13 protein-coding genes are annotated in these 14,727 nt (G+C 62.3%); 4 read left to right on the top strand and 9 right to left on the bottom strand.

Annotated features, from left to right (window positions below):
- Window positions 1-6: 6 nt before the first annotated feature.
- The 5 genes from C2134_RS17120 to C2134_RS17100 form a co-directional block, all read right to left on the bottom strand.
- The gene (locus tag C2134_RS17120) at window positions 7-795 is read right to left on the bottom strand and encodes a TatD family hydrolase (RefSeq protein ID WP_103321312.1); all 789 of its coding nucleotides are present in this window, start codon (window positions 793-795) and stop codon (window positions 7-9) included.
- Complete coding sequence (locus tag C2134_RS17115; protein WP_103321311.1) at window positions 795-1,442, bottom strand: hypothetical protein; 648 nt, start codon at window positions 1,440-1,442, stop codon at window positions 795-797. The genes C2134_RS17120 and C2134_RS17115 overlap by 1 nt, the downstream gene beginning before the upstream one ends.
- Before the next feature lie 125 nt (window positions 1,443-1,567).
- Window positions 1,568-3,328 carry an ABC transporter ATP-binding protein gene (locus C2134_RS17110; RefSeq protein WP_103321310.1) on the bottom strand — a complete coding sequence of 587 codons (1,761 nt, stop codon included), beginning with the start codon at window positions 3,326-3,328 and terminating at the stop codon, window positions 1,568-1,570.
- A complete protein-coding gene (locus tag C2134_RS17105; protein WP_103321309.1) occupies window positions 3,318-5,060 on the bottom strand; it encodes an ABC transporter ATP-binding protein in 1,743 nt (580 codons plus the stop codon). Before C2134_RS17105 ends, C2134_RS17110 begins: the two co-directional genes overlap by 11 nt.
- Window positions 5,061-5,127: 67 nt before the next feature.
- Window positions 5,128-6,042, bottom strand: coding sequence for a bestrophin family protein (locus C2134_RS17100; RefSeq protein WP_103321308.1), 915 nt, complete (start codon window positions 6,040-6,042; stop codon window positions 5,128-5,130).
- A gap of 1,091 nt (window positions 6,043-7,133) precedes the next feature.
- Here C2134_RS17100 and C2134_RS17095 point away from each other — a divergent pair.
- Window positions 7,134-7,799 (top strand): magnesium transporter, encoded by a 666-nt coding sequence (locus tag C2134_RS17095; RefSeq protein WP_158248798.1) that lies wholly within the window; start codon window positions 7,134-7,136, stop codon window positions 7,797-7,799.
- A gap of 86 nt (window positions 7,800-7,885) precedes the next feature.
- Here C2134_RS17095 and C2134_RS17090 read toward each other — a convergent pair whose 3' ends face one another.
- Window positions 7,886-8,245 carry an NADH-quinone oxidoreductase subunit A gene (locus tag C2134_RS17090; RefSeq protein ID WP_043620422.1) on the bottom strand — a complete coding sequence of 120 codons (360 nt, stop codon included), beginning with the start codon at window positions 8,243-8,245 and terminating at the stop codon, window positions 7,886-7,888.
- A gap of 754 nt (window positions 8,246-8,999) precedes the next feature.
- Between C2134_RS17090 and C2134_RS17085 the strand changes: the two genes are divergently transcribed.
- Window positions 9,000-10,493 carry an amidohydrolase family protein gene (locus C2134_RS17085; protein WP_199179967.1) on the top strand — a complete coding sequence of 498 codons (1,494 nt, stop codon included), beginning with the start codon at window positions 9,000-9,002 and terminating at the stop codon, window positions 10,491-10,493.
- Window positions 10,494-10,538: 45 nt separating this feature from the next.
- On the opposite strand, the gene C2134_RS17080 is transcribed toward C2134_RS17085, so the two are convergent.
- Window positions 10,539-11,108 (bottom strand): hypothetical protein, encoded by a 570-nt coding sequence (locus C2134_RS17080; RefSeq protein ID WP_103321306.1) that lies wholly within the window; start codon window positions 11,106-11,108, stop codon window positions 10,539-10,541.
- 167 nt (window positions 11,109-11,275) lie between these two features.
- On the opposite strand from C2134_RS17080, the gene C2134_RS17075 reads away from it, so the two are divergent.
- Entirely contained in the window at window positions 11,276-11,503 is a 228-nt protein-coding gene (locus tag C2134_RS17075) for a hypothetical protein (RefSeq protein ID WP_103321305.1), read from the top strand.
- Between the two features lie 198 nt (window positions 11,504-11,701).
- Here C2134_RS17075 and sigJ read toward each other — a convergent pair whose 3' ends face one another.
- Entirely contained in the window at window positions 11,702-12,610 is a 909-nt protein-coding gene (gene sigJ / locus C2134_RS17065; protein WP_103321303.1) for an RNA polymerase sigma factor SigJ, read from the bottom strand.
- Between the two features lie 89 nt (window positions 12,611-12,699).
- Here sigJ and C2134_RS17060 point away from each other — a divergent pair, with 89 nt between their 5' ends.
- On the top strand, window positions 12,700-13,956 hold the full coding sequence (locus C2134_RS17060) for an NAD(P)/FAD-dependent oxidoreductase (RefSeq protein ID WP_103321302.1): 1,257 nt from the start codon (window positions 12,700-12,702) through the stop codon (window positions 13,954-13,956).
- A gap of 189 nt (window positions 13,957-14,145) precedes the next feature.
- On the opposite strand, the gene C2134_RS17055 is transcribed toward C2134_RS17060, so the two are convergent.
- Window positions 14,146-14,562, bottom strand: a complete 417-nt coding sequence (locus tag C2134_RS17055; RefSeq protein WP_103321301.1) for a DUF1484 domain-containing protein — start codon at window positions 14,560-14,562, stop codon at window positions 14,146-14,148.
- Window positions 14,563-14,727 lie beyond the last annotated feature (165 nt).

Genomic DNA, 14,727 nt, shown 5'->3' with positions numbered 1-14,727 from the left:
CCAGGTTCAAGTCCATCCCAGCGCCGCCAGCGTGTTGGCGTAGAGCGCGTCTCGCAGCGGGGAGACCTCCATGCCGCGCAACTCGGCCAGCACGGCGACAAAGCGCGCCAGCTGCGCCGGCTCGTTGGGGACGTCCTGGGCGTATTCCGGCCGGATGTCCGGCGCGTCGGTTTCCAGCACCAGGTTGGACAGCGGCAAGGTGGCGGCGAGTTGGCGGATGCGGCGCGAGCCGCTGTAGGTCATCGCGCCGCCGAAACCCAGCTTGAAGCCCTGGCGGATGAAGGCCTGGGCTTGTTGTTCGCTGCCGTTGAAGGCGTGCGCGATGCCGCCTTCCACCTTTTGCTCGCGCAAATGCTTCAGCACTCGGTCCACCGAGCGGCGCACATGCAGCACCGCCGGGAGGCCGTGCTTGCGCGCCAGCTTCAGTTGCTCCACCAGCAGCGCCTCCTGCCGCATCGGGTCCAGCTCGGGAAGATAGAAATCGAGGCCGATTTCACCGACGGCCACCGGCGCATGCGCCGCCAGCGCGGCGTCGAGCAGAGCCAAGTGATCGTCCAGATGCTGGCTCAGATAAATCGGGTGCAGGCCGAAGGCGATCCAGCAGCCGTAGCGTTGGCGCATCGCCAGCACGTCGTCGAAATTGCCGGCCGTCACTGCTGGCACCAGCAACTGGCCGACGCCGGCTGCCTGCGCCCGCGCCACCACGCCGTCGATATCCGGCCGCAGCTCCGGCGCGTCTAGGTGGCAATGGCTGTCTATCAGGCAGGCGGCGGCCGGCAGCGGGTCGAAACGCATCACAGTTTCCAGGTGAAGCCCAGCAGGGTTTGCCAGCCTGCGGTGTGGCTGCCGGTATTCTCGGCCGCCCAGCGGCTGCCGGCGCCCAGGTCCAGCGTCCAGTGCTTGGCGAGCGGATGCGACATCACCAGCAGCAGATTGCTCTGCTCCAGCTGCCAGCCGGGGCCGTCATCGCTGTGATTCAAGCCCAGGCGGCGTTTCTGGTTGGCCAGGCTGGCCCAGCCCAGCACCGAGAATTTCTGTCCCATCCAGTCGCCCAGCGGCGCGTCCAGCGTGGCCGCCAGCAGTTGCCCCGGATGGCTGCTGCCGATGCGGCTGGCGTAGCCGAAGGACAGGCTGCCGTCGCGCGGCAGGTCGAAGCCGTAGCGCGCCAGCGCCAGGCTCTGCGACACACCGCCGCCCAGGCTCCACGCCGGCTCGCTGGCCACGCCCAGCGACACCCAGCCGCCCGGCGCCGGCAGCGCCCAGCCGCCTTCGCCGTCCTGGATGTACAGGGCGCCGAAGCGGGTGCGGTACTGCATGTCCACGCTGGGCTGCAGCCGCGACGAGTTGCCGTAGTCGGTCTTGCGGGTCATCAGCTCCGTGCTGATGGACAAGTCGAGGTCCTTGCCGTCGTCGGCGCGACAGGGCAGGGCAGACAACAACATGCCCGCTGTGAGAAGGCAAATAATAGGTTTCATCGCGGCGGAGGTCTCTGGGTCTTTATGTTTCATTTTGAGCATACGCGTTCAACCGCATGATGGCGGCTATCTCGGCGCGGAGGCGTCGATGTTCATGCGGTTTCCTCCGTCTGCAGCTGCTGCAACAGATATAGCCGCTGGTAGATGCCGCCCAGCCGCATCAGCTGTTCGTGGTCGCCGGTTTCGGCGATGCGGCCGTGGTTCAGCACGATGATGGTGTCGGCGTCGCGTATCGTGGACAGGCGGTGGGCGATGGAGATCAGCGTGATCTTGCCGGCCAGCCGCGTCAGCGCCTGCTGCACCAGCTGTTCGGTTTCGCTGTCGATGTGCGAGGTGGCTTCGTCCAAGAGCAGGATGCGCGGCTTGCCTGCCAAGGCGCGGGCGATGGCGATCAGCTGCTTCTGGCCGCTGGACAGCCGCGCGCCGCTTTCGCCCATATCGCTGTCGTAGCCATTTTCCAGCGACAGGATCAACTCGTGCACGTCGGCGGCGCGGGCGGCGTCCTCGATGGCCTGTTGCGACAGGCCGCGCCCCATGTCGATGTTTTCCCGCGCGCTGGCCGCCAGCAGGAACGGGTCCTGCGGCACCAGGCCGATGCCGGCGCGGAAGGCGGCGTCGCTGATGGATTCCAGCGGCTGGCCGTCGATCAGGATGTCGCCGTGCTGCGGCCGGTAGAAGCGCAGCAGCAGCGACAGCAGGGTGGACTTGCCGCTGCCGGTATGGCCGACGATGCCGACGAAGCCGCCGGCTGGTATCTCCAGGCTCAGCTCGTGCAGCACCGGGTGTTCCGGCTGGTAGCCGAAAGTCAGCTGGCGGAAGCTGACCGCGCCGGCGGCGATGCGGCCGTCTGCGCCGGGCTGCTGCGCGGCGGGCTCCCGCAGCAGGTGGCTGACGCGGCTGGCCGCCACTACGGCCTGCTGCAGCTGGCCAAACTGCAGCGTGATCTGGATCAGCGGCTCCACCACGCGGCCGATATAGCCGACGAAGGCGTACAGCACGCCGATTTCCACGCCGCCCAGCTCGCGCGCGCCGTAACTGTAGATCACGGCGATCAAGAGCAGCACGTTGAGCAGGTCCAGCGCCGGACGCAGCAGCCAGGCGTTGGCATTCAGCTCGCGCAGCCGCGCCTGGTAATAGCGCTGGTTGGTGTCGTCAAAGCGGCCGATGAAGCGGCCCTCGGCATTGCTGGCTTGCAGCACGGAGATGCCGGCGATCGACTCCGCCATCTGCGCGTTGATGTCGCTGCGCAGGGCGCGCGCGCGCGCCACCGACGGCGCGCTGAGCCGCTGGTACAGCCAGATGATGGCGAATGTGGCCGGGAACAGCAGCAGCGTCACCAGCATCAGCCGCCAGTCCAGCCAGGCCATGGCCGCCAGCGCGCCCAGCACCACGATGCTGCTGTTGAGGATGACGAACAGCGCCTGCACATACAGCGCTTTGACCGACTCGGTGTCGTTGGTGACGCGGCTGACCAGCTGGCCGGTGATGGCTTGGTCGAAAAAGGCCATGGGCAGGCGTATGACATGGCCGTACACGCGCTCGCGCAGCCGAACCACCGCGCGCATGGCCACGCCGGCCAGCCGCACCAGCTGCTGGTAGCGCAGCACGGCGGCCGCCACGCCCAGCAGCAGGCTGCCGGCCAGCAGGCCGGCGATGGCGCCCCATTCCAGCCGGTGCGGCAGCAGATAGCTGTCGATGAAGATCTTGCCCAGCAAGGGGGCGGCCGCTTCCAGCAGGGCGGCGATCAGCAGCCAGCCGCCGCCGCGCCACAGATGGTTCAAGTCGGGGCGGGCGGCGTCGGTCAACAGGGCGACGGCCTCGCGGGTTTGGGTGCGGGTGGCGTCAGATTTCATCGAGGCTGGCCTCCAGTTGTTGATAGCGCCACTGGCTGGCGTACCAGCCATCGCCTTGCAGCAGTTGCTCGTGGCTGCCTTGTTCGGCGATGTGGCCGTGGTGCAGCGCGATGATGTGGTCGGCGTCGGCTACGGCGGACAGGCGGTGGCTGACGATGATGACGCTGCGGCCGCGCCGCGCCTCGCGCAGGTGTTGCAGGATTTGCGTCTCGGTCTGGGTGTCCACCGCGGACAAGGCGTCGTCCAGCAGCAACAGCGGCGCGTCGGCCAGCAGGGCGCGGGCGATGGCGACGCGCTGGCGCTGGCCGCCGGACAGGGCCACGCCTTTTTCGCCCACGGGCGTGTTGTAGCCTTGGGGCAGGCGCAGGATGTCCTCGTGCACCGCCGCCAGCCGCGCCACGCGTTCTATCTCTGCCTGGCTGGCTTCCGGCCGCGCCAGCGCGATGTTTTCCGCCACGCTGGCGGAGAATAGGAAGGCCTCCTGCGGCACCCAGCTGATGGCGCTGCGCAGCGTCGCCAGGCGGTAGTCGGCGATGTCCACGCCGTTCCAGCGGATATTGCCTTGCTGTAGCGGGTATTGCCGCAGCAGCAGCTTCAGCAGCGTGGACTTGCCGCTGCCGGTGGGGCCGACCACGCCCAGCGTGCGGCCTGGCGGCAGGTCTATGGACACTTGGCGCAGCGCGGCGGCGGCGTCCGGCGCGTAGTGGAAAGTCAGCTTGTCGAAATGCAGGGCGCCGGGCGTCAGATCGGCGCGGGTGCCGCTGTCCGCCACATCGAGCTCGGCGTCCAGCGTCGGTTGCAGCCGCTGCCAGGCGGCGGAGCCGCGCTGCAGCAGCGACAGCACCCAGCCGGCGGCGAACATCGGCCAGATCAGCTGCACCAGATACATATTGAAGCTGGTGAGCGCGCCTATGGTCAGCTGGCCATGCCATACCAGATAGCCGCCCACCGTCAGCGCGATGGCGGTGGCGGAAACCAGGGATACGCCCACCACCGGCTCGAACGCCGCCTCTCCGCGCTGCGCCTCGAAGCTGCTGTGAGCGGCAGCCTCGGCCAGTTGCGCCAGCTCGGCGTCGTTGCGCGCTTCCAGCCCCAGCGCGCGCAGCGTGCGCACGCCGCTGAGCGTTTCCTGCACGTGATTGTTGAGCTTGCCGAAGCGCTTCAGCGCCTCGTCCCAGTGATGGTGGATGTATTTGGCGATGCGGGAGAAGGCCCAGGCCATGAAGGGAAACGGCAGCAGCGCGGCCAGCGCCAGCCGCCAGTCCACGCCCAGCGTCATCATGCCCAGCACCAGCACCAGGGACAGCGCGCCGTCGAAGCCGGCCAGCATGGCCTCGCCGGCGGCCATTTCCACCGAGTCGATGTCATTGGTGGCCAGCGCCATCAAATCGCCGGTGCGCTGGCTTTGGAAAAAGCCCGGCCCCTGGCGCGACAGCTGCTTGTAGAGCCGGGTGCGCAGCTCCACGCCCAGCTGGTAGGACACGGAAAACAGCTGCAGCCGCCAGCCCACGCGCAGGAAATAGATGGCCAGGCCCATGCCCAGCAGCCAGGCCAGCTGCCCCAGCAGCTCGTCGCCGGACAGCTTGCGCGCCACCAGCGCATCCACGATGTGGCCCACCTGGCGCGGGATCATGACTGTCAGCACCGCCACCGTCGCCAACATCAGCGCCGCCAGGATGTAGGAGCGCCAGTGGCGCGTGACAAAGCTGAATAACAGACGGGACAGGGTCATGGACGGACCAGGCTAAGTGGGGGAGTGGTCCATTCTATGGTAAGGCCATTGTCATTGCTACCTTCTATCAATGAAGGTAGATGCCCTGGCGCGGCGGCGGCGGCTGCAGCGGCAAACCCTGCATCTCGCGCAGCGACGCTTCTATGGTGTGGCACAAGGTCGCCAGCGGCAGGTCGTTGCCTTCGGTGCCGAACGGCTCTTCCAGTTCTTCGGCAATCTGTTCCAGCGCGAAATAGGTGTAGGCGATGAAAACCGCGATCGGCGGCGTCAGCCAGCCTATGCTGGTCACCAGCCCGGCCGGCAGCAGCAGGCAATAAATGGTGATGGTGCGGTTCAGCAGCACGCGGTAGGTGAAGGGCATGGGGGTGGAGGCGATGCGCTCGCAGCCGCCCAGGATTTCCGACAGCGTGTTCAGATTGCGGTCCAGCGCGTGCCATTGCAGTTCGCTGAGCTGGCCGGCGCGCTGCAGCCGCTGCGCTTCGCGGCCCAGCCAGACCAAAATCAGGGCCGGGCGGAAACTTCCGGCCAGCACTTTTTCCAGGGCCTCCGCCGGCAACAACCGGCGCAGCTGCGCCTCCGCGTCCTGGCCGCGCAATTGCGCTTTCAGGGCGTAGGCAAAGGCGCACACGCCGTCGATGAAACGGCTGCTGTCGTCGTTGTCTCCCAGCGCGGCCAGCATTTGCCGGGTCAGCGAGCGGCTGGCGATCAGCAGCGCGCCCCATAGTTTGCGGGCTTCCCAGAAGCGGTCGTAGCTGACGGAGTTGCGAAAGCCCAGGAAGATGGCCAGCGATACGCCCAGCAGCGTGAAAGTGGGGATGCTCAGCGAAGAGTCGCGCAGGCTTTGCAGCCACCAGTGACGCAAGCCGGCGGCGACCAGTCCCACCGCCAACACCATCAGCAGCCGCGGCCAGATGCGCGGCAGCACCGAGCCATGCCAGACGAACAGCAGGCGGAACCAGGAGGGAATATGGCGAACGATCATGGAGGAAAAATGCTTGTCATAAAGACTGAATGTTACACAAATGTATGCCGCCTTATTGTATCCATTTGGCCTGTCGGCTTATCACCAAGCGTCGGCGGTGAGGCTGCAGCTTGGCGCATTCATTTAATGTCAAATAAATTTAGTGTGTATTTTTAAGCATTTTTTAGAATTGATTTTCCTGTTTTGGCGAGTGAAGTGTAAAATAGCGGTTACAAAGTTTGATTTGATTGGTTCGGACGGATATAGTCTGCCGCGTTATCCACAAAGCAAAGGTTCATCGTGAACAACGACGGGTGTAGTCGATCCTTCATCGACACGTCGCTTTGCGGGATTCGCGCAGTCTGATTCTTCTACTGTCGCATCCTGCAAGCCAGGGTGTGGCGTCATTGGCCCTCGGGCCTCCGCTCTCTCCTCTTTTGCCTTCGGGCAGCGCCGGCCGGCCTTGGGCCCGCCGCATCGCATCCGCCAGTTCCTATTGAACCGGAGCTACCGGCAAGCGCCGCCATTGCGGCTGCCTGTCAGCTTCTTCCCTTGATCCGCTACACGGAGATTTCGATGTCTGAAGAACCAGAACCTCGACCGTGCCGGCCGGAGCCCTTGTCCCGCTGACCTAGGTCTTGGCGGGCGGTGGCAGTCCCGTCGGCATGACCCGGAAATGGGCGCGGCCTAGTCTCGTCTGTCTCTCCCCTTTTTGAATTTTCCGTTGCTATACGGAGGAAACCTTGCGTCTATCGTTGGCAGGCGCGTGTTTTTTCCAGAGGCAGGGGGATGTGCGTCCGGATGAAACGCATCGGCGCGCATGTGAGGGGAAGTTGCAAGATTTCTGCCGCACTAAAAAGTCCGGGCACGTTCATTCTGTAAGCGTTTCTGCTGTCGCTGTATTGGATAGGTATCTGATTTAAAAAACTTGTCTGAGAGTAGTGGCGCATTTTTTGATGAAACGCCAAAAAATATCCATTTTACATTAAAATTGTTAAAACTGAAGATTTGCTTTTGCGCGAATTCCCGGCAGCTGGGATGGATCATTCTGATCGGGGCGCATCTGCAATTTGGAAAGGCAACGCCAAATGAACCAAGCAAGCAAAATCTACATGACTGACGCGCAAGGCATGCGCTGGGTAAACGCTGATTACGTGAAGGAAGTGGCGGACGATATCTCCGACTTCGGCGGCAACCACGCGATCGATGGCAATGATCTGGACATGAAGCGCGACAGCATCTGGCGCATTTTCCGGGTGCGCGCCATGTGGCTGCTCATCCTGACTGCCTTTGGCATCTTGACCAGCAGCATCATTGCCGGTCAGACCGAGCTGCTGGACCAAGCCATCATTCTGGCGGCCTTCCTGCCGGCCATCGTGGACATGGGCGGCAACTCCGCCAGCCAGGTCGCCACGCTGGTCATCCGCTCCATCGCGCTGCAAGACTTGAAGGTCCGCGCCAAGGATGTGTTCCTGGTGTTGAAAAAGGAAATCGTGATTGCCTGCATGCTGGCTTCCGTTGTCGCGGTTGCCGAGGTGGTGATGGCCCATTTCACCAAATCTCCGGGCGGCGACATTCTGCTGGTGGTGGGCGTATCCATGTTCGCCTGCACCCTGACCGGTTCGATTATTGGCGCTGTCCTGCCGTTTGCCGCTAAACGGTTCGGCGCCGACCCGGCCACCCTGTCCTCGCCTATGCTCACCAGCATTTGCGACTTCGTCGGCGTGCTGATCTACCTGGGCTTCGCCATGGTGATTCTGGGCGGTAATCTGGTGTAAGCGCTTATCGTGGGCTGGTTTGCATCCGCCGCGTAAAGAAAAAGGCCGTCCCAGCGTGGACGGCCTTTTTGCGTGCCGCTATGCGCTCAATCCCACTCCAGCGCGCCTTTTTTCCATTCGTAGAAAAAGCCTATGGTCAGGAAAGCCAGGAATACCGCCATCGCGCCCAGGCCAAACAGGCCCAGCTCGTCTTTCAACGTCACCGCCCACGGAATCATGAAGGCCACTTCCAGATCGAACAGGATGAACAGGATGGCCACCAGGTAGTAGCGCACATCGAAGCGTCTGCGCGCGTCGCCAAAGGCCTCAAAGCCGCACTCGTAGGGCGACAGTTTTTCCGGGTCTGGCCGGTTGGGGCCCAGCAAGCGGCCCGCCAGCATAGGCAGAACCCCCATCAGCAGGCCCACCACGATGAACAGCAAGATGGGGAAGTAGTTTTCCAGCATGGCTATCGATTCCTGTTGCGATGACTAAACAGGAATAGACCGCGGCAGGCCGCCAAGTGCCTGCGCCAAGGGTAAACGTTTGGTAAAAGCCGGATGGCATGGGCCGGCGGTTATAAAGGCGCAGTTTGTGGGTGAGCAAACTGCCTTGCTGGGAACCATGCCTCGACCATTCGCCGGGCGGCGCGGGAGCATTACTGACCCAGGCGCGGCAGCCGGCCTGAAACCGCCATAACAAAGGCCATCCGCTTGGGGATGGCCTGAGTTGATGTTGTCGCGCAGTGCGCTGGCAATCTGGCGTCGCAGCCGCTTGCCGTCTCGCAGTTTGACCGTAGCCGGAGTCCTCGCCGGAAGAGCGGTCTGGTGGGATGCTGCGGATGGCGGTGGGGCGCGGCGCAACCAATCAAGATGAGGGATCGGAAGGTTCGCCTGGATTTGCCGCTAACTGTCTCTCCGTGGTGAGATGATCGGGCCTGCTGGCCTTTATATCGGTCTTTTATGGCTGGCCTAAATAGCTGTTTTCATTATTTTTTGTTACGCCTGGTGCGGTTCTTGTACGGCGTCTCGCCCGCTGGCGCCGGCTTTGCCTATGGCCCGCTGCCATCCGGTCGCAATGGCTTCATCCCATTGGCCGCCGCCGCTTAGCGTCTCCATTCCTCCGCATGGGCGTTGCCCGCCAAGCAGGCTTTTTGTCCTTCCGCTTTCCCTTTACAGCTGCTACGTTTATGTCATTGTCAAGCAATGACTGGAGGGGAATGTGAAATCGATACTGGCCATGGCCTGTCTGCAGCTCTCCCTGGCGCTGCTGCCGCAAGGCGCGAGTGCGGAAGCGCCGATTCGCGCCGCCCAGCAGCAGGCAAACTATCAAGCCACCCGCGATTATTACCAGCAATTGGTCAGCAACGGCGGCCGGCTGGCGGAGCTGGGCCTGCTGATGAACATGATGCCCAAAGGCGGCGACCTGCATCACCACTATACCGGCGCGCTGTATGTGGAAACCTATCTGGACTGGGTGGACAAGCAACAGTACTGCATCTACCGCGCCACGCTGAAGATAGAGACCAAGCCGCAGCAGGCTGCGGCCCAGCCCGGCAACGAATGCCTGAGCGCCGAGCAGCTCAAGGAGGACAACGGCCTGTACCGCAAGCTGCTGACGGTGTGGTCGGACAAGGACTTCTACAACCACAGCCATGACCAGCCGCCGCCGGACAAGCAGTTCTTCGATACCTTCGGCTACTTTGGCGCGGCAGCCGGCTATTCCCCGCGCGAAGGGCTGCAGCTGCTGAAAGCGCGCGCCAAGGCCGAAAACCTGCAATACCTGGAAACCATGCTGCGCGGCGCGCCGGCCGGCGACAACAGCAAACTGGCCGCCGCGCTGGACAACCTGCCGGCAGGCATGAGCGCGGACCAGATCGACCAGGCGCTGGGCCAGGCCATGGACAAGCTGGCGGCGGACGCGGCGACGCAGGACATGATCCAGCAGTATCGCCAGCAACTGGCCGGCTACGCCCAGGGCATGGACGATGCCGACTTCACCCTGCGCTTCCAGACTTATGTCTCGCGCAATAATTCGCCATCGGCCACCTTTGCCGCCCTGTACGCAGGCTTTGCCGCCGCCCATGGCAACCCGCTGGTGGTGGGCCTGAACATTGTCGGCCCGGAAAACGGCATCGTGGCGATGCGCGACTACGCGCTGCACATGCGCATGATCCATTTCCTCAAACAGCGCATCCCCGACGTGAAGCTGGCCTTGCACGCCGGCGAACTGGTGCTGGGCATGGTGCCGCCGGAAGGCCTGCGCGACCATATTCGGCTGGCGGTGGAACTGGCCGGGGCCAACCGCATCGGCCACGGCATAGACATCAGCCATGAAGAAGAAGCCGACCGCCTGCTGGCCGAGATGCGCCGCCGCGATGTGGCGGTGGAGATCAATCTCACCAGCAACGAGTTCATCCTGGGCGTGCAGGGCGCGGCGCATCCGGTGCTGCTGTATCGCCGCTACGGCGTGCCGTTTGTGATCTCCACCGACGACGAAGGCGTGTCGCGCAGCGACATCGGCAATGAATACCTGCTATACGCCAGCCGCTACAAGCCGTCGTATGAGGAACTGAAGCGCACGGTATACCGCAGCATCCGCTATTCCTTCCTTAGCCCGGCAGATAAAACCCGGCAGCTGCGTCAGCTGGATGGCCGCTTCGCCAGCTTTGAGGCGCGGGTGGCGGCGCTGCGGCGGCTGGATCAAACCCGCTGACGGGAAACGCCGTCCTTGCTGGAGAAGCGGCGGCGGTTTTGCATATTAGCGGCGGATGCGCGTCTGTTGCGGTGTTTTGGCCGCGCATTCGCCGATGAAGTGCCAGCGCAGATAATCCGCGCTGTCCGCCAGATTGGACACCCGCCACGGGCGGTAGCCGGTGGCGCAAACGCCCACCGTGGCGTTGCCCAGGCGCGGCGCGGGCAGCCCCACCAGCATGGCGGCCCGTTGCCGGGCATCCGGGATGGTGGCTTCGCCGCGCCAGTGGCGGCAGCTTGCGCAGTCGTTATGCTTGGCGGCCAGCCGTTCGGCTTGCGGGCGCGGCAGGTGTGCGTCGAATTCCAGAATCGCCGCCCGCTCTTCAAATGCCTCCACGTCGTCGGCGTAGGCGTGCTCTGGGTGATGGACATAAAGATGGGCATCCAGCGCCGCAATCAACTCCGCCGCCGGCACGCCGTCCTCGTGAAGCTGGCGGCCCAGCGTTTCCAGCCAGCCGGCGCGGTCGTCGTCGCGCCAGCGCTCCAGCCGGCAGATGCGCTCGGCTCGGGCTTGCAGCGGCGCCGGCAGGATGGCGGGTGCAATCGCGCTGTCGATGGCTATGGAGAAAGCGTGCATGCCCTGCCTTTCTGTCGGAGTGGAGGCGGAAAGTCGGCGCAGGGCCGGTTTACGCCATAGGGTGCGACAGAAAATATGACGGGGCGAGCAGACAGGGTTCAGCGCTGACAAGCTGGAAAGGCAAAGCATTTGCCGCGCCGGTCAGCGACCTGCATGCCGCTTATTCAATGGCGCTGGGTCGTGGCGCGGCGCAGGAGCTGATGGGCGCTGCGTCGGATGAGCAGCCGGAGCGTTATGCCGCGGCCTCGCCTATGCAAGGCTTACCGCGAGGTATTCGGCAACTGATCGTCCACGCCATCGACGACAGCGCCATGCACATCGAGCGGTCGCGGACTGACGCGGTGGCGGCGCGGTTTGGCGGGCTTGAGGAGCGCCTGGCGCTACAGCGGTTTTAGCCGTTTGATTTCCATCACGCCGCTGATTTCGCTGTAATAGAAAAAATCGGAAGCGTTATTTTTCAGCCAGGGAATGCTGACGCGAATACGTTTGGGCACTTGGCAAAATAAGTCGTCATCCTTTCCCGCGCAGCTCGCCGCTGCGCTGCCCTTTGCCGGCCATCCCATGTTCTGCCAGAAGATCGCCCGTTCTTTCGCTCATTGTTGGGCTTGGCTTAGTTCAGCCAACTTGCAGGGCTGGTCTACAAGGTGAGTCAATTTGTTTGGATTGCGCATGACATACAGGGCCGATATTTTTTCGGCATGATTGGATGCTATGGCAACGCTCATATAAAGCCGGTCCTGTTGCCAAAATAGTATTCCCGGCATGCCATTGATGACTTGTATCTGCAGTTTTATTTGGGATTTTTTTGCGTTTCGCCAGATTCCCTGGATCAACCTTGAAACCGGACGGGCACCAGTCAAAGGCGCCAGCAGTGCCGATGCTTGGCCACCGCCATCTGCCATGTAGGTCACATCCTCCGCCAACAACTTGGCAAGCTCATCGGTATTTCCGCTTTCCAGTGCAGCAATGAATGCCTTGGATAGTGTTTCCGCGTTGTTTGGCTGTGACAGTAGACTGCTTGGTTCCTGCTGTAGGCGTCTTTTGGACCGACTGACCAACTGACGGCAAGCGAGCGGGCTGCGCTGTACGATTTGTGAGATTTCCGCATAGTCAACATCGAATACCTCGCGAAGAAGAAAAGCAGCACGCTCTAATGGCCCCAAGCGCTGCAAAGCAAGCAGCCAGCCATAAGAAACCAGTTGCGCTTGTTCAGCACGCCCTTCCGGCCCTACACAATCGTCATGTTTCGAGAGTGGCTCGGGCAGGCAAATGCCTATGTATTGTTCGCGCCGAGCTTGCGCTGAGCGTAGTTTGTCCAGACAAAGATGTGTAGTGATGCGCGTTAGATAGGCCGCAGGCTGATCAAGCTCATCCAGCTTGCAGGCACTCCACCGCAGCCAGGCATCCTGAACCACGTCCTGCGCATCCGCTCTCGAACCCAACATCCTGTAAGCCAGAGCCAGCAAGCGTGAGCGATGTTCCATAAATACAGGCAAGTGCATGCAATGAGGCTCCGCGATGGCTTGAGTTGTCACAATGATACGGCCTGTCTCGTCATAAGGGTTTACTTGGTCACACTTGGAGATACCCTATGGCGAGAAGCCAACCCCGTATCCTTATTCTTGGCGGCGGTTATGCCGGCTTGCATCTGGCGCGCCTCTGCGCAACACACTTCAGCCGGATAGCGAGCATCACTCTTATCGATGCCTCGGATCATTGGTGCGAGCGCATCCGCTTCCACCAGCTGGCTGCGGGTCAAGAGCTGCCTCGATACGCTTATGCGCAGATACTCTCTTCGCTCAATGTGGAATTTGTTCAAGCCCAGGTAGAGAGTATCCAGCCCAAGGAGCGCAGCGTTACAGCTCGCAGCAGTAATGGAAACCTTCAGGCAATCGATTACGATTATCTAGTGCTGGCGCTTGGAAGCCGTATTGTTGCGCCACCGGGGCTGCAGAGCATGCTCACCCTGAACGACGCGGCGCAGGCAGAGATTATTCATGACCGCCTAAAAGCTATCAGCAAACCGAAAGTCCTATTGGTCGGCGCCGGGCTATCAGGATTGGAATGCGCGTTCGAGCTGGCGGAGACCTATCCAGAGGCCCGCATTACCCTTGCCGATTCAGGCAGGCTAAGACCAATGAATCAGCCCGGTGGGTTCAGTCGGGAAGCCATTCAGTACTTGCAGGCTGCGGCTGAAAGGTTGGGTATTGACTGGCGATCTGATTCCCGGGCAATTGCCAGCGGCAATGAGGTCGTCACCTTTGCCGACGGAACGACCGAAGCCTTTGACTTGTGCGTGTTGACTGCGGGATTCCGCCCATCGCCATTGATTTCGGCTGCTGGTTTAGAGGTGGATGAGCGCGGTTGCGCGCTTGTAGAGACTGACCTCAGTTGCAAAGGCTATCCAGAAGTCTTGGCTATCGGTGACTGCGCCGCCATCAGCACGGCCAGTTCCGGCCCGTTGCGGATGAGCTGCGCCGCCGCTCTGCCCGCCGCAATGGGCGCTGTCAATACGCTTGTTGCCCGCTTAAACGGGGAATTGGCGCCTGAGTTCGCATTCCATTATGTGTTCCGAAACGTCAGCATTGGCCGACATGATGGTTTGATCCAGTTTGTCAGCAGCCACGATATCCCTATGTCTGAAATATGGACCGGGCGCAAAGCGGCAGAGTGGAAAGATTTTATTTGCAAGTGCACAGTCGCGGAATTGGGTTTAGGAGAAGAACCCTTGATGCCTCATGAGCCGCCGCAAAACATTTTTCCAGGGCTGCTTGCCATGCAGAAACTCTATGAGACGCCTCGTCGCAGCGGAGAGATGCGAACAGAGCACGGCTTTACCACGGGCTGAGAAGTTGGCTTGACCCAGCTTCCGCATCTTTTTGACTGCTAGATGGCTTGGATCCCAAGAGCGGTAACCTGCGTTTGCCGCTCTTGGCTCAAGTCGGAGTCCTGGATTCAGTAGGCATTGCAATGAACGACAAACAACCGCACGGCCTGCGCCGTGCGGTTGTTCCCTGCGCGTGATGTTTTGTGTTGCTTACAGCACGCGGGTGAGCAAGGTCAGCGATTCGCCCATGCGTTTATCCAGCGGCTCCAGCAATTCCTTGATGCGGCTGGATGGCAGGCGCACGTCGTCGCCCAGGCAAGCGAGCAAATCGATCACCGACTGCAAACCCAATTGGCCATGGGCGAGGTGGCAGATGGACTCCACCACCGCCTGCTCGATGTCGTGGCACAAATGCGCCACGCGCGCGGCCGGCTCTCTGACCTTGGCTTGGTCCTTGCTTGCCAATTGCTCTTGCAAGGCGGCAAAGGCTTCATGCAGCCGGGTCATGGCCAGCAGGCTGGGCGGATGCGTGGGGACTTGATTGTGCAGCAGCCAACGGCTGCGGGCGGGGTGACGGTTTTTCAGGGAAACGGCAAGGTGAGACGAACTGCGGGTGATGCTAGGCATGGCAAAACCCTCCGGTGAAGTGTGCATTTTCCTGCCACTCCCGACGCCAGGCGGGGTGGCAGGCGCATGGCGGGATTGGCGTACCGGCTTCACCTCCGGCGCATCTTTCGATGCTCCCACCACCGCCCGCCATAAATTGCGCGTAGCAATGGTGTCTAGGACTGG

Origin of the sequence: Chromobacterium sinusclupearum (assembly GCF_002902845.1) — a bacterium.
Classification (GTDB): Bacteria; Pseudomonadota; Gammaproteobacteria; order Burkholderiales; family Chromobacteriaceae; genus Chromobacterium; species Chromobacterium sinusclupearum.
Note: the sequence above shows the minus strand (reverse complement) of the source record. Positions and strands in the feature narration are given on the sequence as shown.